25 protein-coding genes are annotated in these 24,984 nt (G+C 65.7%); 16 read left to right on the top strand and 9 right to left on the bottom strand.

What is annotated here, in order from left to right:
* Positions 1-9: 9 nt before the first annotated feature.
* Together U1707_RS07765 and dapE are read left to right on the top strand one after the other, a co-directional pair.
* Positions 10-681 (top strand): glutathione S-transferase, encoded by a 672-nt coding sequence (locus U1707_RS07765; protein ID WP_332799501.1) that lies wholly within the window; start codon positions 10-12, stop codon positions 679-681.
* Positions 678-1,802, top strand: a complete 1,125-nt coding sequence (gene dapE / locus U1707_RS07760) for a succinyl-diaminopimelate desuccinylase (RefSeq protein ID WP_332799500.1) — start codon at positions 678-680, stop codon at positions 1,800-1,802. Before U1707_RS07765 ends, dapE begins: the two co-directional genes overlap by 4 nt.
* Positions 1,803-1,900: 98 nt before the next feature.
* Here the strand turns inward: dapE and U1707_RS07755 are convergent, their stop codons facing one another.
* From U1707_RS07755 to U1707_RS07745, 3 genes are read right to left on the bottom strand one after another with little or no spacing between them, the layout of a single operon-like run.
* Positions 1,901-2,542 (bottom strand): Smr/MutS family protein, encoded by a 642-nt coding sequence (locus tag U1707_RS07755; RefSeq protein ID WP_332799499.1) that lies wholly within the window; start codon positions 2,540-2,542, stop codon positions 1,901-1,903.
* Positions 2,517-3,866: a murein transglycosylase A gene (gene mltA / locus U1707_RS07750; protein WP_443025666.1), complete on the bottom strand. Its 1,350-nt coding sequence runs from the start codon at positions 3,864-3,866 to the stop codon at positions 2,517-2,519. Before mltA ends, U1707_RS07755 begins: the two co-directional genes overlap by 26 nt.
* Positions 3,866-4,510, bottom strand: a complete 645-nt coding sequence (locus tag U1707_RS07745; protein WP_332799498.1) for a Tim44/TimA family putative adaptor protein — start codon at positions 4,508-4,510, stop codon at positions 3,866-3,868. Before U1707_RS07745 ends, mltA begins: the two co-directional genes overlap by 1 nt.
* A gap of 175 nt (positions 4,511-4,685) precedes the next feature.
* On the opposite strand from U1707_RS07745, the gene secB reads away from it, so the two are divergent.
* Genes secB through trpS form a run of 3 tightly spaced genes read left to right on the top strand, consistent with a single transcriptional unit; the run spans position 4,686 to position 7,805 of the window.
* The gene (gene secB, locus U1707_RS07740) at positions 4,686-5,198 is read left to right on the top strand and encodes a protein-export chaperone SecB (protein ID WP_332799497.1); all 513 of its coding nucleotides are present in this window, start codon (positions 4,686-4,688) and stop codon (positions 5,196-5,198) included.
* 23 nt (positions 5,199-5,221) lie between these two features.
* The gene (murJ, locus tag U1707_RS07735) at positions 5,222-6,787 is read left to right on the top strand and encodes a murein biosynthesis integral membrane protein MurJ (RefSeq protein WP_332799496.1); all 1,566 of its coding nucleotides are present in this window, start codon (positions 5,222-5,224) and stop codon (positions 6,785-6,787) included.
* Between the two features lie 10 nt (positions 6,788-6,797).
* Positions 6,798-7,805, top strand: a complete 1,008-nt coding sequence (trpS, locus tag U1707_RS07730; RefSeq protein ID WP_332799495.1) for a tryptophan--tRNA ligase — start codon at positions 6,798-6,800, stop codon at positions 7,803-7,805.
* 219 nt (positions 7,806-8,024) lie between these two features.
* Here trpS and dnaA read toward each other — a convergent pair whose 3' ends face one another.
* The 3 genes from dnaA to mutM form a co-directional block, all read right to left on the bottom strand.
* Positions 8,025-9,542, bottom strand: coding sequence for a chromosomal replication initiator protein DnaA (dnaA, locus tag U1707_RS07725; protein WP_332799794.1), 1,518 nt, complete (start codon positions 9,540-9,542; stop codon positions 8,025-8,027).
* Positions 9,543-10,023: 481 nt separating this feature from the next.
* Positions 10,024-10,287 carry a 30S ribosomal protein S20 gene (gene rpsT / locus U1707_RS07720; RefSeq protein WP_031394736.1) on the bottom strand — a complete coding sequence of 88 codons (264 nt, stop codon included), beginning with the start codon at positions 10,285-10,287 and terminating at the stop codon, positions 10,024-10,026.
* Between the two features lie 94 nt (positions 10,288-10,381).
* Positions 10,382-11,197 (bottom strand): bifunctional DNA-formamidopyrimidine glycosylase/DNA-(apurinic or apyrimidinic site) lyase, encoded by an 816-nt coding sequence (gene mutM, locus U1707_RS07715; RefSeq protein ID WP_332799494.1) that lies wholly within the window; start codon positions 11,195-11,197, stop codon positions 10,382-10,384.
* A 56-nt stretch (positions 11,198-11,253) separates the two neighbouring features.
* Here mutM and U1707_RS07710 point away from each other — a divergent pair, with 56 nt between their 5' ends.
* The 7 genes from U1707_RS07710 to U1707_RS07680 are packed head-to-tail and all read left to right on the top strand — an operon-like array spanning position 11,254 to position 17,574.
* Positions 11,254-12,018 (top strand): class I SAM-dependent methyltransferase, encoded by a 765-nt coding sequence (locus tag U1707_RS07710; RefSeq protein ID WP_332799493.1) that lies wholly within the window; start codon positions 11,254-11,256, stop codon positions 12,016-12,018.
* Positions 12,019-12,040: 22 nt separating this feature from the next.
* Positions 12,041-13,576: a 2-polyprenylphenol 6-hydroxylase gene (ubiB, locus tag U1707_RS07705; RefSeq protein WP_332799492.1), complete on the top strand. Its 1,536-nt coding sequence runs from the start codon at positions 12,041-12,043 to the stop codon at positions 13,574-13,576.
* A 22-nt stretch (positions 13,577-13,598) separates the two neighbouring features.
* A complete protein-coding gene (locus U1707_RS07700) occupies positions 13,599-14,699 on the top strand; it encodes a hypothetical protein (protein ID WP_332799491.1) in 1,101 nt (366 codons plus the stop codon).
* A 10-nt stretch (positions 14,700-14,709) separates the two neighbouring features.
* Positions 14,710-15,909, top strand: a complete 1,200-nt coding sequence (gene coaBC / locus U1707_RS07695; protein WP_332799490.1) for a bifunctional phosphopantothenoylcysteine decarboxylase/phosphopantothenate--cysteine ligase CoaBC — start codon at positions 14,710-14,712, stop codon at positions 15,907-15,909.
* Positions 15,906-16,343, top strand: a complete 438-nt coding sequence (dut, locus tag U1707_RS07690; protein WP_332799489.1) for a dUTP diphosphatase — start codon at positions 15,906-15,908, stop codon at positions 16,341-16,343. The genes coaBC and dut overlap by 4 nt, the downstream gene beginning before the upstream one ends.
* Positions 16,340-16,804 carry a hypothetical protein gene (locus tag U1707_RS07685; protein ID WP_332799488.1) on the top strand — a complete coding sequence of 155 codons (465 nt, stop codon included), beginning with the start codon at positions 16,340-16,342 and terminating at the stop codon, positions 16,802-16,804. The genes dut and U1707_RS07685 overlap by 4 nt, the downstream gene beginning before the upstream one ends.
* Positions 16,801-17,574 (top strand): HesA/MoeB/ThiF family protein, encoded by a 774-nt coding sequence (locus U1707_RS07680; protein ID WP_332799487.1) that lies wholly within the window; start codon positions 16,801-16,803, stop codon positions 17,572-17,574. The genes U1707_RS07685 and U1707_RS07680 overlap by 4 nt, the downstream gene beginning before the upstream one ends.
* 55 nt (positions 17,575-17,629) lie before the next feature.
* Here U1707_RS07680 and galU read toward each other — a convergent pair whose 3' ends face one another.
* Positions 17,630-18,502, bottom strand: a complete 873-nt coding sequence (galU, locus tag U1707_RS07675; RefSeq protein WP_332799486.1) for a UTP--glucose-1-phosphate uridylyltransferase GalU — start codon at positions 18,500-18,502, stop codon at positions 17,630-17,632.
* Positions 18,503-18,647: 145 nt separating this feature from the next.
* Here galU and wecB point away from each other — a divergent pair, with 145 nt between their 5' ends.
* Positions 18,648-19,796 carry a non-hydrolyzing UDP-N-acetylglucosamine 2-epimerase gene (wecB, locus tag U1707_RS07670; protein WP_332799485.1) on the top strand — a complete coding sequence of 383 codons (1,149 nt, stop codon included), beginning with the start codon at positions 18,648-18,650 and terminating at the stop codon, positions 19,794-19,796.
* Positions 19,786-21,069: a UDP-N-acetyl-D-mannosamine dehydrogenase gene (wecC, locus tag U1707_RS07665; RefSeq protein WP_332799484.1), complete on the top strand. Its 1,284-nt coding sequence runs from the start codon at positions 19,786-19,788 to the stop codon at positions 21,067-21,069. Before wecB ends, wecC begins: the two co-directional genes overlap by 11 nt.
* 88 nt (positions 21,070-21,157) lie before the next feature.
* Here the strand turns inward: wecC and U1707_RS07660 are convergent, their stop codons facing one another.
* A complete protein-coding gene (locus tag U1707_RS07660; RefSeq protein ID WP_332799483.1) occupies positions 21,158-21,754 on the bottom strand; it encodes an FKBP-type peptidyl-prolyl cis-trans isomerase in 597 nt (198 codons plus the stop codon).
* Between the two features lie 130 nt (positions 21,755-21,884).
* Positions 21,885-22,091: a 30S ribosomal protein S21 gene (gene rpsU / locus U1707_RS07655; RefSeq protein ID WP_055878578.1), complete on the bottom strand. Its 207-nt coding sequence runs from the start codon at positions 22,089-22,091 to the stop codon at positions 21,885-21,887.
* 180 nt (positions 22,092-22,271) lie between these two features.
* Between rpsU and cysS the strand changes: the two genes are divergently transcribed.
* Both cysS and U1707_RS07645 read left to right on the top strand, forming a co-directional pair.
* A complete protein-coding gene (gene cysS, locus U1707_RS07650) occupies positions 22,272-23,705 on the top strand; it encodes a cysteine--tRNA ligase (protein ID WP_332799482.1) in 1,434 nt (477 codons plus the stop codon).
* A gap of 262 nt (positions 23,706-23,967) precedes the next feature.
* Positions 23,968-24,906, top strand: a complete 939-nt coding sequence (locus tag U1707_RS07645; RefSeq protein WP_332799481.1) for a D-2-hydroxyacid dehydrogenase — start codon at positions 23,968-23,970, stop codon at positions 24,904-24,906.
* The last annotated feature ends 78 nt before the right edge of the window (positions 24,907-24,984 follow it).

Here is a 24,984-nt window from a genome sequence, read left to right as displayed (position 1 = left end):
ACCCTGAGCATGAAACTGATCATCGGCAACAAGGCCTATTCCTCCTGGTCGCTTCGCGGCTGGCTCGCGTGCAAGCATTCCGGCCTGCCCTTCGAGGAGGTCGTCGTACCGATGTACGACGCCGACTGGGAAAAGCGCCGGTCGGGTGACGAGTTCGCACCATCGTCGGGCAAGGTCCCGATTCTGTGGGACGGCGAGGCGGTGGTGTGGGACAGCCTGGCGATCGTCGATTACCTTGCCGACAAGGTCGGTCGAGAGCGCTTCTGGCCGGAGGACAACGCCGCGCGCGCGATGGCACGATCGATGGCCGCCGAGATGCATTCGAGCTTCCAGGCATTACGCCGCAAGCACAGCATGAACGTCCGCCAGGTGTTCCCGGCCCGCACGCCCGACGACGACGTGCTCGTGGAATTGCAGCGGATCATGGAGATCTGGGCCCAGGCGCGCGCGCGTTTCGGCGGCGGTGGCGATTTCCTGTTCGGCCAATTCGGTGCGGCGGATATCATGTTCGCGCCGGTCGTCACCCGCATCGTCACGTACCAGCTGCCGATCGCGCGCTTCGCGGGCGGCTATATGCAGGCGATGTTCGAACATCCCTTCATGCAGGACTGGATCGCCGCTGCGCAGGAGGAGGAATGGGTCCTCGAACAGTTCGAGCAACCGGTGCCGACGCCTGCATGACCGCGCCGATCGACCCGGTCGCGCTGGCGCAGGCGCTGATCGCCGCGGACAGCGTCACGCCCGCGCGGGGCACAGTTTTCGACGTGCTGGAAGCCGCACTCGTCCCCATCGGTTTCGCGGTCGACCGGTTCATCGTCGGCGAAGCGCCCGACGGCCCCGTCGAGAACCTGCTCGCCACGCGCGGCGACGGCCCCCGCCACCTCGCCTTTGCCGGGCATGTCGATGTCGTGCCGCCGGGCGAAGGCTGGACGGGCTCGCCCTGGTCCGCCGACATCCGTGGCGGACTGCTATACGGCCGTGGCGCCGTCGATATGAAAGGCGCTGTCGCCGCCTTCGTCGCAGCCGCAAGCCGGAGCGATGCCGGCACGCTGTCGCTGATCATCACCGGCGACGAGGAGGGCCCGGCGACCTACGGCACCGTCGCGCTGATGGAGCGGATGGCCGCGCGCGGAATCGTACCCGACCTTTGCCTGGTCGGCGAACCTACCTCGACCGCCCGCTTGGGCGACATGGTCAAGATCGGCCGGCGCGGCTCGGTCAATATCTGGATCGACGTGCCGGGACGACAAGGCCATGTCGCCTACCCGCATCTCGCCGACAATCCGATCCCGCGCCTGATCGCGATCCTGGCTGAGATCGAAGGCGTCGTGCTCGACGAAGGCACCGACTGGTTCCAGCCATCGAATATCGAGATCACCGACATCGCCGTCGGCAATCCTGCACACAACGTGATTCCCGCCAAGGCGGCGGCACGGCTCAGCATCCGCTTCAACGATCGGCATCGGGGGAGCGACCTGATCGAACGGATCCGCACGATCGCCGGACGGCATGATGCCGGGGCGATCGTCACGGGCAAGATTTCGGGCGAGGCGTTCCTGACCAAGCCCGGCGCCTTCTCGTCGCTGCTATCGGACGCGATCCATACCGCGACCGGAATCGTCCCCGAACTGTCGACCACCGGTGGTACATCGGACGCGCGCTTCCTGTCGAAGCTATGCCCGGTGGTCGAGTTCGGTCTGATCAACGCCACAATGCACCAGGTCGACGAGGCGGTCGCGGTTGAAGATCTGCTGACGCTCACGGATATCTACGCAGACGTGATCGGACGTGCGCTTAGCTAATGCTCCTGTGATAGACCGGCGTCCGCGCTTGTGGTTCGAGAGGCGTGCGTCGCGATCGGTTCACACTCCACCCAGTGTGCCGTAAGCGGCACGAACGGTCAGAGGGACCAGGCGTCACGCCCACGGCGCAGGACGATATACAGGGCGCCCTGCCCGCCATGCCTCGGATGAGCCCCGCGAACGGCCGCAATCGAATCCGCGTGCCGTGATCCTGCCAGCCAGTCCGTCACAGCCGATCGGATCGCACCGCGCGCATGTGGACGCTCGCTCTCGGGTCGTGGCGGCTTGCCCGTTACCAGCAACAGCACGCGGTCACCGCGGGCGATCGCGCGCCCGAGCCCGACATCGAGCAGCGCATGCGCGGATGCCAATGTATGCCCGTGCAGGTCGATCGAACTGTCGGGGATGACCACGCCGCGCACCAGTTTCTTGTCCCAGCCGCCGTCGAGCGTGTTCGCGGTGATCGGCTTGGCGACCGGCCGCGGTGCCGCCACCGGCTTTGCCCCCGGTCGGCTCGCGAACGGCGTGACGACGGTGCGAACGAGAGGCTTGACCCGGCCCATCGGCGCGGGCGGTGCCGGCACGATCCTGCCGTTGGGACCGATCATCGGCTGGGCTGGCGGGAGCGGCACCGGCGCACGCTCCGGGATTCGGACGGCAACCGCACGCATCGGCCGCACCGTCTCCATCACCCTCGCCCAGAGCTGGGCCTCGTCAGGGTTGAGCGGTCGGCCCGCCATATCGCGCCCCATTGCCTTGAGCGTTCAGCCGCGCAACGGTGCCGATCGGCAGCAACAGGTACGCGGTGCCGCGCCCTGCCATGCCGCCAGCGGTCGCTTCCGCGGCCGCGCCCGCGCCCCAGAAGGTATCGAACCGATTGCTGCCCTTGATCGCGCCGCCGGTATCCTGCGCGACCCACAGCCCGCTCGCATCCTGACGGTCCAGCGACAGGAAAACCGGCGCGCCGAGCGGCACGAATTTCACGTCCGCCGCCGCGCTCACCTGTCCAGTGACCGGCAGGCCGAGTGCGCCCAAGGGGGCCCCTTCCAATTCGCGGAAGAACACGAAGCTCCTGTTCTCGCGCATGATCGCCTGCCCCTCGGTCGGATGCGCGTGCAGCCAGGCGACGATGCCCTGCATCGAGGTCTGGCCGGGTTGCAACAGCCCACGCGACTTCATCAATGCACCGATGCCGGTATAATCGCGGCCGTTCTGCGTGGCATAGCCGATCCGCAGAATCTCCCCGTCGGGCAACCGCAACCGCCCGGACCCCTGGATCTGGAGAAAGAACAGTTCGACCGGGTCCCGCGCCCAGGCGAGGATCGGCGCCCTGCCCGCCAAGGCGCCCTGCTCGATCGCAGTACGGTCGTAATAGGGCACGAGTTTGCTGCCATCGACGCGACCGCGAACCTTCTTGCCCTTCAGCGACGTCGAGAACGCGCCGAGATCGACGTCGATCAGATCGGTTGGCCGGCCATAGATCGGCGCATAGCCATCGCGCCGCTCCAGCGACCCTGCGATCTCCGGCTCGTAATAGCCGGTGGCGAACGCCTTGCCGTCGCCGATCTGCGCCGTCTCGAACCATTGCGCAAAGAACGTACGGGCACTGCGTCGATCGGTGGACGCCGCCGCCGTGCAGGCCGGTTGCCAGTCCGCGCCCCGCGTCAGGCCGGACGCGTCGTTCCGGCGCATCAGCGACGGGCAACTCGTCACGAACGCCGCCAATGCAGCCTGGGCCTGGGCATCATCGATAGGCAAGCTCGCGACCAGTGGTCCCGGCACGACGCCTGCCGCAGCGGCGTTCGATGGTTCGATAGCAGGTGCGACAGGGGCTGCCAGCAGTGGCACGGAACCGACGATCCGGGCGGGCATCTGAATCCCGCGGATGTTGGGCGATGCGCCGGTATCGCGCGAGGGATGAACACGCACCGGTTCGGCGGGTCGGGTCGTCGGGCGCTCGACCGGCATCTGACCAGGTGTCGGTGGCTCTACACCCCCGACACATGCGCTAAGCAACAGTGCGAGCCCTATGCCGGCAAGTCCGCCCCCCCCCATATCGCGCATCAGACTTCGTCGGTATCGGCAAGCTTCCAGTTCGGATCGCTGCTTTTCAGCGTCCGGGCGAACGTCCATACGTCATGCGTCTCGACCGCATCGGTCAGCGACCCTGCAAGGACGGTACCGTCCGCATCCCGAGTAACTGCTGCGATGTCCGCATCGAACCGAACGGTGATCTGCGCATCTCGGCCCGAGACGCTCGCATCCGCGATCACCGCGCGTTCGATGGAGACCAGACGGTTGTCGAGCACTTCGCCCGCCTCACGACGTGCGACAATGGCTTCGATGAACGCCGCGCGGACATCGTCGACGGCGAGATCGGCCAACGCATCCTCGTCGCCCTTCCAGAACGCCTCGAGGATCATGCGATATGCAGCCTGCGAACCTTCGAGAAAGCGGCCGACGTCGAAACCCGGTTCGCCGGCGATGATGGCGCGGAGACCTGCTTCGGCCTGCGGTTCGATATTCCGGTTGGCGACTTCGCGCGGCTCGGCGACGGCATCGATCGTCCGCGGCACCGAAACCGGGACGGACCGTTCCTCGGCCGCGCGCGGCAAGGGCTGTTCATGACCGGTTCGCTTACCGAGCACGCTGTATAGACGCATGGCGAGAAACCCGGCCACCATCGCGAGAAGAACTACGTAAAACAACCGTGCCTCCGATCTTCGAACCAACATAGGCGAAAGCTGCGGTTATTCAAACCCGCGCCCGTTGAAACACCCCCCCGGCACTGCTAATCGCACCGGCTCGACCGAAGGAAACGCGCCAGCGTTCCGGTTCGGTCCCATCTTTACGGCTTAGCCCATAGCTTCAAGGACATGACGAATGGATGACCAGGATAATGGCGTGACCACGCCCGACCAGACTCTGGTGAACGGCGAAGACAGCGTGCCGGCGGCCGGTCTGATCTCGCAATACGTCAAGGACCTGTCGTTCGAGAACCCGAACGCGCCTGCGGTCTACCAGAACCAGACCCCGCCGGCGATCGACGTGCAGTTCAACATCGGCGCGGCGCAGGTCGGCGACGAGGTTCACGAGGTCGTGCTGAAGATCGACGTCCGCGCGGAAACCGACGGGCAGGTCGCATTCATCGTCGACCTTTCCTATGCCGGCCTGTTCGGGTTGCGCAACATTCCGGCCGAGCATGTCCAGCCGTTCCTGCTGGGCGAGGCGCCTCGCCTGCTGTTCCCCTTCGCACGCCGCGTGCTGTCGGATGCGGTGCGTGACGGCGGCTTCCCGCCGCTGCTGCTCGAGCCGATCGACTTCGGCCAGCTGTACCTGACCCAGTCGGAGCAGGCCGGCATCCAGCCGAACGTCGGCGATTTCGGCCAGGCCTGATCGCCGGACCGGAGCGCGGTTCGATGAACCTCACCAAGGCACTGGGATCGGTTGGCGGGCTCACGCTCGTCAGCCGCATCCTCGGACTGGTCCGCGACGCGCTGTTCGCGCGGTTCGTCGGCGCGGGTTTCGCATCGGATGCGTTTCTGATCGCGTTCCGCCTGCCCAACATGTTCCGCGCGCTGTTTGCGGAAGGCGCGTTCAGCGCCGCCTTCATCCCGATGTTCAATCGCAAGGTCGGCGACAAGACGGGCCGCGGCCTGCCTGACGGCATCGCCTTTGCCGAAGACGCGCTGTCGGTGCTGCTGCCGACGTTGCTGATCATGACCGTCCTGCTCGAAGCGCTTGCCTGGCCGCTGACATGGCTGCTGACCTTCGGGTTCAACGGCGTCAGCGCCGACAAGTTCGACTATGTCGTGCATCTGTCGCGGATCACCCTGCCCTACCTGCCGTTGATCAGCTTGGTGTCGCTGCTCGGTGGCATCCTGAATTCGCTGCACAAGTTCTGGATCAACGCCGCCGCACCGATCCTGCTGAACGCGACCCTGATTGCGGCGCTCCTGCTGTTCCACGCCCACGAACCGCTGCTGACGTCGCGCAACCAGGCGATCGCGGTCACCGTCTCGGGCGCGCTTCAGTTGCTATGGTTGATCTACGCCTGCCGTTCGTCGGGCGTCCGGCTGCGTCTCAAGCGTCCGCAGATGAACCCCGACGTGAAGAAGCTCATGACGTTGATCTGGCCCGCTGCGGCGGGTGCGGGTGCGGTGCAGATCAACCTCGTCGTCTCGACCGCGCTCGCTGCAGCGCTGCTGCCTGCCGGGTCGGTTTCGTACATATATTTCGCCGACCGCCTGAACCAGTTGCCGCTCGGGCTGATCGGGATCGGGCTCGGCACCGTCCTGCTGCCGACCATCTCGCGACAGCTCGGACGCGGCGAAGAGGCCGAGGCCATGACCACGCAGAACCGCGGCATGGAGTTGGCGCTGTTTCTCACGCTGCCGGCGACGGTCGCGTTGATCGTCTGCGGCGGCCCGATCATCGCCGCGCTGTTCCAACACGGCAAGTTCACGGCCGCACAAACGCTGCCGACCGCACAGGCGCTCGCCGCCTTCTCGATTGGACTGCCGTCGTACATCCTGGTGAAGGTCCTGACGCCCGGCTATTATGCGCGATCGGATACCAAGACGCCGGTTCGCTATGCGACGATGTCGATGCTGGTGAACCTTGTCCTCAATCTCGCCTTCATCAAGCCGTTGGGCCACATGGGCCCGCCACTCGCCACCGCGATCGCGAGCACGGCGAACGTGGTCCTGCTGTACCGGACGCTCGTCGTGCGCGGACACTTTACGCCCGACGCGCGACTGATCCGGCGGACTTGGCGACTGGTGGTCGCCGCGCTGATCATGGGCGGCGTGATGTTCTTCCTGAACGACCTGTTCCAGCCGTTCGTGACCGGCACCAGCGTCCAGCGCTGGGGGGCGATGCTGGTGCTGGTGACAACCGGCGGCGTCGTCTATGCGATCGCGACATTGTTCACCGGCGCGTTCCGGCTGGGCGATATCTCCACGCTTTTGCGTCGTTCCAAATAAGGTAGTTCCTGTGCGCGTTGTCTCCGGCATCAAGCCAACCGGTAATCTCCACCTCGGCAATTACCTGGGGGCGGTGAAGCAGTGGGTGGCGCTGCAGCACGACGTCACGGCGCAGGGTGGCGAGTCGATGTTCTTCATCGCCGATCTGCACGCGCCGACCGAATGGATCGCGCCCGCCGAACTGTCGTCGCACACGATCGAGGTCGCCGCGACGATGATTGCCGCCGGCATCGATCCGGCGAAATCGATCCTGTTCAATCAGGCGCGCGTGCCGGCGCATAGCGAGATGGCGTGGCTGCTCAACACGGTCGCGCGTGTCGGTTGGCTGAACCGCATGACGCAGTTCAAGGACAAGGCGGGCAAGAACCGCGAGGGTGCCAGCGTCGGGCTGTACGACTACCCGGTGCTGATGGCCGCCGACGTGCTGCTCTACAACGCGACGCACGTGCCGGTCGGCGAGGACCAGAAGCAGCATCTCGAACTCGCGCGCGACATCGCGACCAAGTTCAACGGCGACTACGGCGTCGAGCTGTTCACGCTGCCCGCGCCGCTGATCAGCAAGGCCGCGCCGCGTATCATGAGCCTGCGCGACGCGTCGGCGAAGATGTCGAAATCGAACCCGTCGGAGCAGTCGGTGGTCAAGCTGATCGACAGCGACGATACGATCGCGGACAAGTTCCGCAAGGCGAAGACGGACCCGGACGTACTGCCCGCAACCGTCGAGGAGCTGGGCGATCGGGCCGAGGCGCGCAACCTGCTGACGATCTACGCGGCGCTGGCGGATAGCGACGTGGCGACAGTGCTCGGCGAATTCGGCGGCAAGGGCTTCGGCGCGTTCAAGCCGGCGCTGGCGGATCTGGCCGTGGCGAAGCTGGGGCCGATCCGTGACGAGATGGTGCGGTTGCTGGATGACCGCAGCGCGGTGACCGCGGTTTTGCAGGCGGGGGCGGAGAAGGCGCGTGCGCTGGCCGCTCCGGTGTTGAAGGCGACGCAGGACGCGATGGGGCTGCAGGTCTAACCCCTATTCCGTCATCCTGACGAAAGTCAGGATCCAGAGCCGGAGAACGCAGCGTCCGTAACCCTGGATCCTGACTTTCGTCAGGATGACGGGGTGAAATTTCGGATGTGTCGATAATCCGGTTACATCTCGGGATACCATCCGCCCAAGTATGTTCCTCCGCGAAGGCGGGGGGCCAGTCTGGGCGCCCGCCTTCGCGGGAGAACACGGAGGGAAGGGCTAGCCTTCCAACTCGCGCATCAAGACGCGAACCGCAGCGTCGATATCCCGATCCGAGTCGCGCAGTTCCTCGATCTTCCTAACCGCATGGATGACCGTCGAGTGATCGCGCCCGCCGAACTTGCGCCCGATCTCCGGCAGCGACCGCGTCGTCAGCCGCTTCGCCAGGTACATCGCGATCTGCCGAGGCCGCGCCACCGCGCGCGCGCGCCGCGCCGAAATCAGGTCGAGCGGCTTCAATTCGAAATGTGCCGACACGAGCTTCTGGATCTCGTCGATCGTAACCCGCTTCTGCGCACCGCGGAGAACCTCGCCCAGCGTCGCGACCGCGAAGTCGAGGTCGATCGTGTCGCCCGTCAGCTGCGCATAGGCAACAACCCGGTTGAGCGCGCCCTCGAGTTCGCGAATGTTCGCATGGATGCGGCTGGCGAGCAGATCGAGCACGTCGGTCGGCACGCGCATGTCGGGCAGGTCGACAAGTTTCCGGTCGAGGATTGTCCGGCGCAGCGTCAGGTCGGGCGCCTTGATGTCCGCAACGAGGCCGACCGACATACGGCTGACGATCCGCGCCTCGACGCCTTCCAGCGCCTGCGGGCAGCGATCGGCCGAGATTACCAGCCGCTTGCCCGCCGCCATAATCTCGTTGACCGTGTGGAAAAATTCTTCCTGCGTCGCGTCCTTGCCGGCAATGAACTGGAGATCGTCAATCAGCAGCAGGTCAGCACCGCGCAACCGCTGCTTGAAGGCGTGCGTATCGCGGGCGCGCATCGACGCGACGAAATCGTACATGAAGCGCTCGGCCGACATGCACAGCACGACTGCGTTGGGATTATGCTCGAGGAACGCATGGCCGATTGCGTGCATCAGGTGGGTCTTGCCCTGCCCCGTGCCGCTGTGGAGGAATAATGGGCTGAACCGGACGGGGCCGGGTTCGGCGAGCACCTTGGCGGCGTTGAACGCGACTTTGTTCGACGGATCGACGACGAAACGCGCAAACGTATAGCGCGGGTCGAGCGGCGGCCGCTCTGCTGGCGCGCCGATCGGAGCCGATACCGTCGGCGCCGTCGGTGCTGGCTTCAACGACGGATCGACACCGAACTTCATTGCAGTCTGCGCGGGCGCTGCCACCGGCCTGGTGTCGACGGGCAGTGCATCGGGGAGCGGCTTGGGCGCAACGGCCCCATTTACCGGCACGGCAGCAGGCTCGATCGACGGCAAGGTCGCCGGCTCGATCGACAGAACCACAGGCGCGCGAACCGCCGCCCGAGTCTCGATCTGGACGGTGCGGACGTTCGGCAGGATCTGTTTGAATTCGAGCACCAGCCGGTCCGCATAATGATTGCGGACCCAGTTGGTCATGAACGCCGATGGCAGCGCCAACCGGATCGTATCGCGATCTTCGCCGGGAATCAGTTCGATCGGCTTCAGCCACTGTTCGAACAGCCGCGCGCCCGCCGACTCGCGCAAGGATGCACGAACGCGTGCCCAGGCCTTTTCAGCCTCGCTCGCGTGCGTCATCGATCCTTGCCACTTCGTCACGCGCACACTTCTCCGAACCCGCGCGACACGCGCGCAGGTGATATCGTTCCGACAGAAAATGATCCCCGCGACGCCGTAAAACGGTCGTCCGGCACCCTTACTCTATTGCCCCGGCCCCGGTGGTCCCATCGGTGATTCACGTCCGTGATCTACCAGCGCCTGAAGGTCAGTTATGAAGCGATCGGCGAGTCTAGCAAGGCCTCGACACGTCACATTTTCGAAATAAAGCGGCTTGACTTGATCAAGCCCCGGAAATGCGTCGGAATTTTTATAAGTTGCTGTGTTAAGGCATTTTTTGTCAGTTTCGCGATTTCGGGGCTTGACCGTGCGATACTCGAATCGCGGGGAATCCTCGGGTTCCGCAACCTCGCATTCGGTTCCGCTCGCAAACGCAAAAAACCCGCCGGGAAGGTCCCGGCGGGTGATCCGCTCTGACGATGGTCAAGCCGTGGTCGGTCGCTCAGGCGAGCCCGGTCACGGCCTTGGTCAGACGCGCGAACTTGCGGCTCGCGGTGTTCTTGTGCAGCACGCCCTTGGCGACGCCACGCTGCAGCTCAGGCTGTGCCGCGGCCAGTGCGGTGGTCGCTGCGCCCTTGTCGCCCGAGGCCAGTGCAGCCTCGACCTTCTTGATAAAGGTACGGATACGGCCGACACGGTTGCCGTTCACTTCCGCGCGACGGTCGTTGCGACGGATACGCTTTTTCGCCTGCGGCGTGTTCGCCATGAAGCCCTCTGGATGTTCGAATGAATAAAAAGGGGCGCCGGATTGCTCCTACGCCCTCTCGAAGCCGGGGCCCTACTCACTTCCGGCTGGATCGTCAACCGCGTTGGCACTTCGGACACCAGAACGTCGATCGCCCGCCCTCCGTCCGCCGCTTCACGGTAGCACCACATTCGCACGGCTCACCCTCGCGCCCATAGACGCGCCATTGCTTGGAGAAATATCCGAGTTCGCCGTCTGGCCGCACGTAATCGCGCAGCGACGAACCGCCAGCCAGGATCGCCGCGGTCAGCACCGTCCGGATCGCCTCGACGAGTCGCTCGAGTCGAAACGGCGAGATCCGGCCAGCCGCACGCGAAGGTGCGATCTTCGCCATGTGCAGCGCCTCACACACATAGATATTGCCGAGCCCCGCGACGGTCCGCTGGTCGAGCAGCATCGCCTTGATCGACGCCCCCCGCCCTTCGAGCGCCTCCAGCAGATACGCGGCCGTCAGGTCCGGTCCAAGCGGCTCCGGCCCCATGCTGAGGAACGGCGGGTAATTGGCAATATCGTCGGTGGCCCACAGGTCGAGGAAGCCGAATCGCCGGGGATCGTTTAGCGCCACCACGCGGCCTGCCTCGGTCTCAATCAGCAGGTGATCGTGCACGAGCAGTTCGCTGGGGTCGACTCGCCAGCGCCCCGACATGCCAAGATGGAAGACGAGCGTATCGCCGCGATCGGTGTCGATCAGGCCATATTTCGCGCGTCGTCCGAGCGTCGTGACGGTCGCCCCGGTCATCCGCTGGCGCAGGTCGACCGGGATCGCTTTCCGCAGGTCGGCACGACGCGGCTCGACCGAGGTCAGGCGCTGGCCCTTCAACACGGGCTCCAGCCCGCGCACGGTGGTTTCGACTTCTGGTAATTCTGGCACGGTTTGCAGCTAGGTTGCGTTTGCTCGCGCCACAAGGCGCGGCTAGAGCGCAGGATATGAACGACTTGATCGCGCCCTCGGCTGCTCTCACGCCCGATACCGTCTCCTTCGGTTACGAAGATATCCCCGCGACCGAAAAGACCGCCCGTGTCGGTGGCGTCTTCTCGAACGTCGCGGGCAAATACGACCTGATGAACGATGCGATGTCGGGCGGCATGCATCGCCTGTGGAAGGACCGCTTTGTCCGTCGCGTGAAGCCGCGCGACGGCGAGCAGATCCTCGACATGGCCGGCGGCACCGGCGACATCGCCTTTCGTATGGCGCCGTCGGGCGCATCGATAACGGTCGCCGACATCAACCCGCAGATGCTCGACGTCGGCATGCAGCGCGCGCAGAAACGTGGCCTAGACGGCCTCGTCTGGACTGAAGCGAATGCCGAGACGCTCGCCTTCCCCGACAAGTTCTTCGATGCGTACACGATCGCGTTCGGCATCCGTAACGTGACCGATATTCCGAAGGCGTTGCGGGAGGCCCACCGCGTCCTGCGGCGTGGCGGACGTTTCTACTGCCTCGAATTCTCGACCACCGTGTGGCCGGGATTCGCCGAAGTGTACGACGCCTATTCGCACAAGATGGTCCCCAAGCTCGGCCAGTTGCTTGCACAGGATGCCGACAGCTACCGCTACCTGATCGAATCGATTCGCCGTTTCCCGGACATGCCAAAATTCAAAGGCATGATCGCGGACGCCGGGTTCGTGCAGACGAAGGTCGAGCCGCTACTGGGCGGTCTGGTCGCGATCCACAGCGGCTGGAAGATCTAGTGACCATGCGCAGGCGCGCCCAGTGACCGCCTCCACCACGCATGTCTGGCGTCTCTTGAAATGGGGCCGCATCCTTGCCCGCCACGGCGCCTTGCGGGGGATTGAGCGCGATCCGAACACGCCAGCCCCCGTTCGCCGCCTCGCGCGGATCGCTAGGTTCGGTGCACGCGTGCCTGCGGTGCCGCGCTATGCGGATGCGTTCCAGGCGATCGGACCGGCCGCGATCAAGCTCGGGCAGACGCTGGCCACGCGCCCTGATCTCGTCGGTGAGGATGCCGCGAACGACCTGCTGCGGCTACAGGACCAGCTGTCCCCCGTCCCCTACGAGACGATCGAAGCGGCGATGCTGGCGAGTTTCGGCAAGCCGCTGGAGACGCTGTTCTCGCGCATCGAACCGATCCCCGTCGGGGCCGCCTCGATCGCGCAGGTCCACCGCGCCGTCACCACCGACGGCCGCCAGGTCGCGGTCAAGGTCCTAAGACCGGGCGTCGAGGACGACTTCGCCCGCGCGCTCGACACGTATGGCTGGGCAGCAGCGCAACTCGAGGCGCTCAGCCCCGAGGCGATGCGTCTGCGCCCGCGCCTCACGATCGAGACGTTCAAGCGCTGGACCCTGCGCGAGTTGAACTTCCGCCGCGAAGCCGCGTCGGCCTCCGAACTCGCGGAGGGCATGACCGCCGAGCCCGATTTCGTCATCCCCGCGATCGACTGGGCGCGCTCAACCGCGAAGGTCATGACGATCGAATGGATCGACGGCATCAAGCTGTCGAACCGAACGGCGCTGGTCGAGGCCGGCTACGACCTCCCCGCACTTGCCCAGACCCTGGTCCGCGCGTTCCTGCGCCAGGCGATCGCCGACGGGTTCTTTCACGCCGACATGCATCAGGGCAACCTGTTCGCGCTGCCCGGCAACCGCATCGCCGCGATCGATTTCGGCATCATGGGCCGGATCGACCGCCGTGCGCGCGTCTGGCTGGCCGAGATTCTCTACGGCCTGATTACCGGCAATTATAAGCGCGTCTCCGAAATCCATTTCGAGGCGGGCTATGTCCCCGCGCATCACGACGTCGCCGAGTTCGCGACAGCGCTGCGTGCGGTCGGCGAGCCGATGCGCGGATTGCCGGTCAAGGACATGTCGATCGGCATGATGCTCGACAGCCTGTTCTCGATTACGCGCGATTTCGACATGGTGACGCAGCCGCATCTGCTGCTGCTCCAGAAGACGATGGTGATGGTCGAGGGTGTCGCGACCAGCCTCAATCCCGATATCAACCTGTGGGAAACGGCCGAGCCGTTCGTGCGCGACTGGATTCGCGGCGAGCTCGGGCCGGAGGCGATGCTCGCCGACCGCCTGATCACCGACTTCCAGACCCTCGCCCGCCTGCCCGAACTCGTCCGCCGGATCGAAGCGCAGTACCCGGCGCCCGCGGGTGCACCCCCGACCATTCCGCTGCGCGAGATCGAAGTGGTCCGGATCGGCGGCGGCTGGCGGTACATGGCCGTCATGCTGGCGACCGCGCTGGCCAGCGTGGGCGCGACCTGGCTCTTGCTGCGGTGATCGTCGCCTGCCGGACTTGACGATGCGCCGTCCAATAGCGCCTTTGTGGCTGACGACGCCGTCGCGGTTCACGGCGATTTCGCAGTCGGGCGCACGCGCGACGCTGGCACTGTTCGTCGCGATCATCGTGGCGACGTGGCTTGCGCTCGCCGTGCCCCCCGCCCTCCACTGGCCCGGCGCCGATCATGGAAGGGACATGGCGCTTTACGCCGGTATCGTCGATGGCGTTCGTCACGGGGGGACCTATTATGCGGTCGCAGCCGATGCGATGCGCGCGGGCGACTATCCGATGAAGCCGTTCGTCACGATGCGGCTACCGACGCTGGCGGTGACCACTGCTGCGATGCCCTCCTTCGCCGTGGTCACCATGCTGTACGCCTTGGCGATCGCGACGATGATAGCATGGTATGGCCGCTTGCAGGCTGTGTTGACACGGCCGGCGCTGGCGATTGCAATGATCCTGCTGCTCGGCGGGATGCTGGCGTTCTTCCAGTCGGGTCTGATGCTGTTTCACGAGATATGGGCCGGGCTGCTGATCGCGCTTTCGCTTGCTATGCATCGTCCCGGTCGATGGATCGAGGCGGTTGCGTTCGGCCTTGCCGCCGTGCTCATTCGCGAGACCGCCGCGCCGTATCTCGCGCTGATGGCCGCGTTTGCGTTTGTCGAGGGAAGTCGCCGGGAGGCCGCGGCCTGGATGGTCTCGCTCGTCATCATCGCGATCGTTTTGGTGCTTCACGCGCATGCCGTATCGCTCGTCGTCCGTCCTCTGGATCCCGCGTCGCAAGGCTGGGCCGGCATGCTGGGGTTCGGGTTCGTGATACGCGCGATCGTCGATGCCACCGCGCTCAGCCTGTTCCCGCTCGCGATCGCAGCCCCCCTGGTCGGCGTCGCGTTGTTCGGCTGGACGACGTGGCACGATCCGCTTGCCACGCGAATGGCGGCGCTGCTTGCGGGCTATAGCGTGATGCTCGGTCTCTTCGGTCGACTCGACACCTTCTACTGGGCTTTGCTGATCGCCCCCGTGTCGCTCGTCGGGATGGTGTTCGCGGTGGACGGGTTGCGCGATCTGGTGCGTGCCGCGCGCGACAGCCGACGCATTACCGTGACGCGGATTATCCGCTAGAGACGATCCCATGACGCGCATTCTCCTGATCGTCGGTGGCGGCATCGCCGCCTATAAAGCCGCAGAACTCATTCGCCTGCTCAAGACGAGCGGCCACGCGGTGCGGTGCGTCATGACCGAGGCCGCGCATCATTTCGTGACGCCGATGACCCTCGCGGCACTTAGCGAGGACAAGGTCTACACGACACTGTGGGACCTGAAGGACGAAGCGGAAATGGGCCATATCCAGCTCAGCCGGGAAGCTGACCTGATCGTCGTTGCGCCCGCAACCGCGGACCTGATCGCGCGTATGGCGACCGGCATGGCGAACGATCTTGCGACGACGCTGCTGCTGGCGACCGACACGCGCGTACTGGTCGCGCCGGCGATGAATGTCCGCATGTGGCAGCATGCGGCGACCGTGCGCAACGTGGCCCAGTTGCGTGCCGACGGCATCACCGTCCTTCAACCGGACGAGGGCATGATGGCCTGCGGGGAATATGGCCCCGGCCGATTGCCCGAACCGCCGGCAATCGTCGCCGCGATCACCGCGATGCTGACGCCTGTCGTGGCGCAGTCGACGACGGGGCGTCTGGCCGGTCGCCATATCCTCGTCACCGCCGGCCCCACCCATGAGCCGATCGACCCGGTTCGCTACATCGCCAACCGATCCTCCGGCAAACAGGGCTTCGCGATCGCGGCGGCGCTGGCGGACCGCGGCGCGCGCGTCACGCTGGTCGCCGGCCCGGTCATGCTCCCCACCCCCGCCGGAGTCGATCGGATCGACGTCGAGACCGCACGCGAGATGGCCAGCGCCGTCGATCGTGCGCTGCCCGTCGACGTCGCGGTGATGGTGGCAGCGGTGGCCGACTGGTACGTCGACGCCGCGGATCAGAAGATCAAGAAGAACGGCGCCTCGCCGCTGCTCTCGCTCTCGGAGAATCCGGATATCCTGGCAACGCTCGCACACGGGCCGCACCGGCCGCGCCTGGTGATCGGTTTTGCGGCGGAAACCGAGCGCGTGATCGAGCATGCGACCGCCAAGCGCGCCCGCAAGTCGGCGGACTGGATCGTTGCGAACGACGTATCGGGCGATGTGATGGGCGGTGCCGACAACAGCGTTCACCTGGTTACCGCGACCGGCGTGGAGAGTTGGGAGCAGCTGCCGAAGGATGTCGTCGCCGCCCGACTGGCGGAGCGCATCGCCGATGCGCTAGAAATGGCGTCATGATCCAGATCGAACTCAAACGCCTGCCGCACGGCGAAGGCCTGCCCCTGCCCGCCTACGTTACGGAGGGCGCCGCGGGGATGGACGTGGTCGCCGCCGAAGCCTTGACGCTCGCGCCCGGCGACCGTGCCGCGGTCGCGACCGGTTTCGCGATCGCGATCCCATCCGGGTACGAAGTCCAGGTCCGCCCGCGCTCCGGCCTCGCGCTCAAGCACGGCGTCACCTGCCTCAACACGCCCGGCACGATCGACAGCGACTATCGGGGCGAGGTTAAGGTCATTCTCGCCAATCTCGGTCGGGATCCGTTTCCCATCGCCCGTGGCGACCGCATCGCGCAGCTCGTTCCCGCGGTCGTCCTGCGCGCGACGCTGCACGAAGTCGCGACGCTGGACGAGACGGCGCGCGGCGCAGGCGGCTTCGGATCGACCGGCCAATGATCGGCGCCCTGCTCGCACTTCTCCAGGTTATTGCGCCCCCCGGCGCGGTCATATCGCCCCCGCCGGCGGCGCCGACCTCCCCAAAATCGCTATCAGGCGGGGGCAGTTCCGCTAGCGCACCGCTTGCGCCGCAGGATTGGAGTGCGCTGCCGGTTCTGCGCATCCGCCAACGCTCGACGACGCTGGCCAACACCTCCGCCTATGTGCACGGCGAAGTCGTGGCGGGGCGTTGCGCAAAGGCGATCCGGACGACGCAGGGCTGGACGCTGAGCATCGATCTTGCGGTGCTGATGACCCCCGACGGCCGCGTCCGCCGGATCACGCCGCGCGCGATAGACTGCCCCACGGTCGAGCAATATGCGGCCGGCGTCATCCTAGGCGCGCGCGATGCGATCGACGTGGTCGATGCGGACACCGACACCTGGTATCGTACCAGCCTGACATTCGCGTGGGGCGGATGATCCTCTCCGACGACGAACTCACAAGGTACGCCCGGCACATCGTTCTGAAGGAATTCGGCGGGACGGGCCAGGCGCGACTGAAAGCCGCGACCGTCGCGATCGTCGGTGCCGGCGGTATCGGCTCGCCTGCGCTGCAGTATCTCGGCGCTGCCGGGGTTGGACGCCTGATCCTGATCGACGACGACGTGGTCGAACCGTCCAATCTCCAGCGCCAGACCATTTTCACGACCGCCGATACGGGCATCGCCAAGGTGACGGCGGCGGCGGCGGCGATCGGGCGCATCAACCCCTATGTGACGGTCGATAGCCATCGCACGCGCATCGGGCCGAACAACGTGGCGGCGCTGTTGGCGGGCGCCGACCTCGTCCTCGACGGATGCGACAATTTCGCGACCCGGTTCTGCGTTGCGGACGCCGCCTATGCCCTGCGCATTCCGCTCGTGTCCGCCGCTGTCGGTCAGTTCGAAGGGCAGCTCGCCACCTATCGCGGGTGGGAAATCGACAAGCCGTGCTACCGCTGCTTCGTCGGCGAAGATCCCGAGCGCGCCGAGACAAGTTGCGCCGAGGATGGCGTGCTTGGCCCCGTCACCGGCGTGCTGGGAAGCCTTGCGGCGCTCGAAACGTTGCGGGCGATCGCACCGTTCGGCGACGATCAGGCGGGCAAGTTGTTGCTGGTCGATTTGCTGGGGCTGCGGTTCCGCACGATCCGCCTCCCCAAGGATCCCGGATGCCGCGGCTGTGGGCGAAACGCTTCGCAGCCGGGCGATTAGCCAGCTGACCGCCCCGCCCTATCCACCGAACGGGATAGGGCGGGGCGGGTGGGCATCAGCCTTGCAGCAGCCCCTTGGCGAAGTCGCGAACCGCCGGACCGATATCGGCACGCGACAGCGCGATCGCGAGATTGGCCTGGATGTACCCGGCCTTGTCGCCGCAATCATAGCGCTGGCCGTCGAACGTGAAGCCGTGGAACGGCTGGTTGCCGATCAGCTGCGCCATCGCGTCGGTCAGCTGGATTTCGCCACCGGCACCCTTTTCCTGCGTCTCCAAGATCCGCATCACGTCGGGCTGGAGGATGTAGCGGCCGGGGATCATCAGGTTCGACGGCGCAGTCCCCTGCTTGGGCTTTTCGATCAGCGCCTTCACTTCGGTCAGACGGCCATCGATCGCGCCCGGCGAGATGATGCCGTATTTGTCGGTCTCCGAATCGGCGACTTCGAGCGCACCGATGACGTTGCCGCCGACCTGGTTATAAGCTTCGACCATCTGCTTCATGAAGCCCGGCTTGCCCACCATCAGCTCGTCGGGGAGCAGGACGGCGAACGGCTCGTCGCCGACGATCTCGCGCGCGCACCACACTGCATGGCCCAGTCCCAGCGGCTCCTGCTGGCGTACATAGACCGGCGAACCCGGCTTCATCCGGATATGGCTGATCGCATCCAGCGACTTGCCACGCGCCTTCATCGTCGCTTCGAGCTCGTACGAGATATCGAAATGATCCTCGAGCGCGCCCTTGCCGCGGCCGGTCACGAAGATGATCTGCTCGATCCCCGCCTCCAGCGCTTCCTCGACAGCGTACTGGATCAGCGGCTTGTCGACCACGGTCAGCATTTCCTTGGGCATCGACTTGGTCGCCGGCAGGAAGCGCGTGCCGAGCCCGGCGACAGGGAATACGGCCTTGCGAAGCGGCTTGATCGTCATTGAAAGCTCCAATTATGTCTTCGGGTCGTCGGGTGCACCGCACCATTTACCGGTCGTTACGGACCCGCGCAATTCAGATCGCCCGAACAAAGAAACGCTGTAACCGGTTAGCGCGTCCTTAAATATCGTCAGCTAGAGAGGTTCCATGTCCAAGATCCTCGTCATTTTCGGGACCCGCCCCGAAGCGATCAAACTTTTCCCGGTCATCCGCGCTCTAGCGACAAAGCCCGGCCTGACGGTGAGAACGTGCGTGACCGCGCAGCATCGCGGCCTGCTCGATCAGGTGCTCGCGGTCGCCGGGCTTGCGCCCGACATCGATCTCGACCTGATGGAGCCGGGGCAGACGCTCGACCGCCTGACCGCGCGCCTGCTGACCGGGCTGGGTGAAGTCATGGACGCCGAACGTCCCGATCTGGTCGTCGTGCAGGGCGACACCGCTACTGCCATGACGGGCGCGCTGGCCGCCTATTACCGCAAGGTACCGGTCGCGCATGTCGAGGCCGGCCTGCGCTCGGGTGACATCTACCAACCCTGGCCGGAGGAAGTGAACCGTCGCATCGTCGCACCGATCGCTGCGCTGCACTTTGCGCCGACCGATACTGCGGCAGAGGCGCTGCGCCGCGAGACGATCGCCGCCGAGACGATCCACGTGACCGGAAACACCGTCATCGACGCCTTGCACTGGACCGCCGACCGGGTCGTCGCCGACGCGTCGCTGGCCGCCGGACTCGACGACATTGCACGGCGGTTCGCCGGCAAACGCCTGATCCTGGTGACGACGCACCGGCGCGAGAATTTCGGCGACGGCATGGCCGCCATCGCGCGCGCGATCGGCCGGATTGCGGAGCGCGAGGATGTCGCCGTCCTGTTCCCGGTCCACCCGAATCCGAACGTCGTCTCCGTCATGGACGCGATTCTCGGCGCACGGGCCAACGTCGCGCGGATCGAACCGCTCGATTATCCGCATTTCGTCCGCGCGCTCGGCATGGCCGACATCGTCCTGACCGATTCGGGCGGCGTGCAGGAGGAGGCACCCGCGCTGGGCAAACCCGTGCTGGTGATGCGCGAGACGACCGAGCGGCCTGAAGGCATAGCCGCCGGCACCGCCAAGCTGATCGGCACCGACGAACACCGGATCGTGTCTGAAATCTTCGCGCTACTCGACGATCCGACCGCCTATGCCGCGATGGCGCGCGCGCACAACCCGTTTGGCGACGGTCATGCCGCCGCGCGAATCGCCGACGTCATTGCCAGAACCCTCGCCCCAAAGGACGCCGCCGCGCATGCTCTCTGATACCGAACTCTCCGTCGTCGTCATGGGCCTCGGCTATATCGGCCTCCCGACCGCGGCGGTGATCGCCCGCACGGGCGCCCGCGTGCTCGGCGTCGACGTCACCGAATCGGTCGTCGAGACGGTGAATTCGGGTCGCGTGCACATCGAGGAGGTCGATCTCGACGGACTCGTGTCGGGCGTCGTCGCACGCGGCACCTTGCGCGCGTCGATGACGATCGAGCCCGCCGACGTGTTCGTGATCGCCGTCCCGACCCCGTTCGACGAGGATCATGCGCCCAACATCGGCTATGTGCTCGACGCTGCGAGGACAATCGCGACCGTGCTGAAACCCGGCGATACGATCATCCTCGAATCGACCTCCCCCGTGGGCACCACCGAACAGGTGCGCGACGTGCTGGCCAAGCTGCGTCCCGACATCCGCGTTCCGGGACGCGCCGGCGAACAGGCCGACATCGCGATCGCCTATTGCCCCGAACGCGTGTTGCCCGGTCGCATCCTGGTCGAGCTCATCGACAACGACCGCGTGATCGGCGGAATCACACCGCGCTGTGCGCGCAAGGCGCTGACCTTCTATCGCCGGTTCGTCCGCGGCGCCTGCGTCACCACCACCGCGCGCGCCGCGGAAATGACCAAGCTGACCGAGAATGCGTTTCGCGACGTAAATATCGCGTTCGCCAACGAACTGTCGCTGATCGCGGACACGATGGGGGTCGACGTCTGGGAGGTGATCCGCCTCGCCAACCGCCATCCCCGCGTGAACATTCTGCAGCCCGGCCCCGGTGTCGGCGGACATTGCATCGCGGTCGACCCGTGGTTTCTGGTCCACGCAGCCCCCGAGCAGACGCCGCTGATCCGGACGGCGCGCGAAGTGAACGACGGTAAGACCGACCATGTGATCGCGCAAGTCGCGGCGCTGGTCGAATCGATGCCCGACGCGGTGGTCGCCTGCCTTGGGCTGGCGTTCAAGGCGAACATCGACGACTTCCGCGAGAGTCCCGCGCTCAAGGTGGCGCAGGCCGTTGCGGACGCGTTCGGCGACCGCGTGAGGATCGTCGAGCCCTATGCGAAGGCGTTGCCGATCGCGCTGGCCGATACGGGCGCGACGCTGATCGACGTGGACAGTGCGATCGAGACCTGCGCGATCATGGTCGTGCTGGTCGACCACGACGTCTTCAAATCGATCCCGCTGGAGGAACGCGCGGACAAGACCGTGCTCGATACGCGCGGCATCTGGCCGGACCAGCCCCGCCCCCTACTTCCGACCCGCCACTGATCTGAGGACATAGAAAAAGCGCCCGACGGCAAGGCCGCGGGCGCTTTTTCTATGTGTAATGCGTGGCGACCCTTCCGGCCGCCATCGATTATGGCTGTGGCTGAACCTGGGGCTGACCCTGGGGCTGCATCTGTGCGCCGCCTGGTACGCCGCCCGGTGCGCCTCGACCCATCTGGGCCTGCGCCTGCATCTGCTGCACCACGCTCTGCGGCAGGAAGTCGAGCAGCTCGACATCGAACACCAGCGTCGAATTGGCCGGGATCGGGCCGGCGGCCTTATCGCCGTAACCGAGCGCCGGCTTCATCCAGAAGCGATACTTCGAACCCTTCGGCATCAGCTTCAGCGCCTCCGAGAAACCGGGGACGACGCCGGTCACCGGCATCGGGGTCGGCTGCTGCGACTTGTCGAAGGTCGTGCCGTTGAGCAGCTTGCCCTCGTAGTTCACGAGTGCGACGTCCGCGTCGGTAGGCTTGGCCGCACCGGGCTTGCCGGGCGCGATCACCTTGTACTGCAAGCCGGACGCGGTCACGACGACACCGCGCGCGCGGGCATTGCGCGCCAACGGATCGTCGCCCTGACGCGCCAAAGCCACCGCGCCGATCAGCGCTAGCGCGATGCCGATCCAGAGATAGACGAGATAGCTGCGCTTGGTGGGCTGCAGCGGCACTGCGGTGACGGTCGACATCGGATCAGGCCCCGGTCATCTGGTCACGCCGGAGCGCCGCGCGTGCCGTTGGAAAGCAAAACGGGGGCGCCGATCACGACACCCCCCGAAAATATCGGCCTACCCGTTCGCCGGGCTGGCCGACCAAATCTTACCGTGCGCCGTCGCGCTCAGCGCGCTTGCGGTCGAGCTTGCGCGAACGACGAATCGCCGCTGCACGCTCGCGCGCACGCTTCTCGGACGGCTTTTCGTAATGCCGGCGCAACTTCATCTCGCGATATACGCCTTCGCGCTGCAGCTTCTTCTTGAGCGCGCGAAGGGCCTGGTCGACGTTGTTGTCGCGTACGATGATCTGCATAAACCCGTTAAGCTCCGGTCGAATAGATTTTTGCCGTCGCGAATAGGTCCGCGCCGCATGAACTGGGGCCCATATCAGGGGACCGCAGGCGTTTCAAGCCAAACCGCGCGTTCGGCTGCGAGCATGCACCCGAAGTCGACGCCTTTGCGGGAGCGCCCATGCATCGCTAAGAGCAGCCGCATGACCCGCATCCCCCTGACACTGTATAACAGCCTCACGCGAGAGCTCGAGACGTTCCAGCCGATCGATCCGACCGATGTCGGGCTCTACACCTGCGGGCCGACCGTCTATAACTACCAGCACATCGGTAACATGCGCGCCTTTCTGTTCGCCGACACGCTGGGCCGCGTGCTCCGGTGGAAGGGGTGGCCGACCACGCACATCATCAACATCACCGATGTCGGGCACCTGACGTCCGATGCCGATGTCGGCGACGACAAGATGGAGAAGGCCGCAGCCGCCCAAGGCCGCTCGATATGGGAGATCGCGGCCTATTATACCGATGTCTTCAAGCGCGACGTCGCCCGCCTGAACATTGTGCCGCCGGCACGCTGGGCGGTCGCGACCGATCATATCGCCGAGATGATCGCATTCGCCGAACAGATCGCGCCCAAGCACTGCTACGTGCTCGACAACGGCCTGTACTTCGACGTGACGACGGTGCCCGACTATGGGCGCCTTGCACGGTCAGGCAATGACGACATCGAAAGCCGGATCGAGCCGGTCGCGGGCAAGCGCAACCCCCAGGACTTCGCGATCTGGCGCACGTCGACACCGGGCGAGAACCGCCAGATGGAATGGGATTCGCCCTGGGGCCGCGGTGCGCCGGGCTGGCATCTCGAATGCTCGGTGATGAGCAAGCACTATCTCGGCGCGCATTTCGATATCCATACTGGCGGGATCGATCACCGCGAGATCCACCATCCTAACGAGATCGCGCAGAATCAGGCGCACTGCGATTGCGCGGATACCGGCGCCAGCATCTGGATGCACAACAACTTCCTGGTCGAACGCGCTGGCAAGATGTCGAAGTCGACCGGTCAGTTCACGACGATGCAGACGATCGTCGACCGCGGCTTCCACCCCCTCGCCTATCGCCTGATGTGCCTTCAGGCGCATTATCGCAGCGAACTCGAATTTTCCTGGGAGAACCTCGCCGCCGCCTCGATTCGCTTGAAGCGCATGGTCCAGGCGGTCGAAACCTTGCGCGCCCGCCCACCCGGCGGGCCGTCGGGCCGTGCCGATGCCTATGGCGACCGGCTGGAAGAGGCTGTCTCGGACGATCTCGCAACACCCCGCGCGCTGCCGATCCTCGACGAACTGCTTGCCGACAAACGGGTCGCACCGGCCGACCGGATTGCCGCGCTCGACGATTTCGACGCGGTGCTGGGGCTCGATCTCGCGACGATCAGCCGGGAGGACCTGCGTATCCGCCCGGTATCGGCCACGATCGACGAAGCGACGATCGCCGCGCGCCTGTCGGATCGACGCGACGCGCGGGCAGCCAAGGACTTCGACCGCTCGGACGCGATTCGTGACGAACTCGCCGGCGCCGGTGTCGAAGTGATGGACGGCGACTCCTTAGGCTGGGACTGGAAGATCGCGGCAGTGTAAGCCCGTCCCGGGAGGCCGAAGAGTCGGGTAGCGCGATGAACAAGGCCATCATTGAGAATGGTCGTCATTCCATCGGAGGCGCGAACCCATACGGCTAGCTTCACGATCAGATCGGGAACCTCAGAGTATATGGATCCCCGCCTGCCCGGGGATGACGAAAATGGGTCGTAGCGGCCCAACCCGGCCAAACACGCGGCACGATCCCATCCGCCAATACTTCCGACGACTTGAACATGCCACGCTGCCGGGCGATGCTCTCGACATGAAAGCCGTCTTACCCGCCGCTGCCCGCCCGCTCCTGGAACCGCATCTGCCCGCGGACCTCGACGTCGCGTGGTTCGCCAAGCCTGCGGAAGCCAACGCGATGATCGCCGATGCGGACATCGCCTGGGTCGACATGCAGCCGACCGAACTGGTTGCCGACGCGATCCGCCATGCCGGGCCGAACCTGAAATGGGTCTCGACGATCTACGCCGGGCTCGACGCGTTTCCGCTCGACGTGCTTCGCGGCAACGGCGTCACGCTGACCAACGGTGCCGGGATCAACGCCGTCGCCGTCGCCGAATACGCCGTAATGGCGGTGCTGGTCGCCGCGAAGCGCTTCGACACCGTCTTACGCGCGCAAGACCGCCACGAATGGCTGAAGGACGCCCCCGGCAAAACCGAACTCGCCGGCACGAAGGCGCTCGTCATCGGCTATGGCACGATCGGTCGGATGATCGGCGACCGGCTGGCGGCGTTCGGCGTCGACGTCACCGGCGTCACCCGCACCGGCCGCGACGGCACGATCACGCCCGATGCGTGGCGCGACCGGCTCGGCGAGTTCGACTGGATCGTCCTTGCCGCCCCTTCGACCGGCGCCACGCACGCGTTGATCGGCCGCGACGAACTCTCGGCGATGAAGCCGTCCGCCTGGCTGATCAATATCGCCCGCGGCGATATGATCGACGACGACGCGCTGATCACCGCGCTAACCGACGGCGGCATAGCAGGCGCAGTGCTCGATCCGACCAACCCCGAACCCCTGCCCGCCGCGCACCCGCTCTGGTCGACGCCCAACGCGATCGTCACGATGCACCTGTCGGGCCGCAGCCAAACGACGATGTTCGCGCGCAGCGCTGCCCTGTTCCTCGAAAACCTCGCCGCGTTCCTCGCCGGCGCGCCGATGAAGAACGTTGCGGACCTCGAAGCTGGCTATTGAAACCAACTGCCAAACCCGCCCCAAAGCTTTACTTCATTGCGTGAAAAGGCATTTTCCCGCATGGCCAGCCTCACAATT

Origin of the sequence: Sphingomonas sandaracina (genome assembly GCF_036663695.1) — a bacterium.
Taxonomy (GTDB): Bacteria; Pseudomonadota; Alphaproteobacteria; order Sphingomonadales; family Sphingomonadaceae; genus Sphingomonas.
The sequence above is the reverse complement of the archived record's forward strand: the minus strand, read 5'-3'. Positions and strand labels throughout refer to the sequence as shown.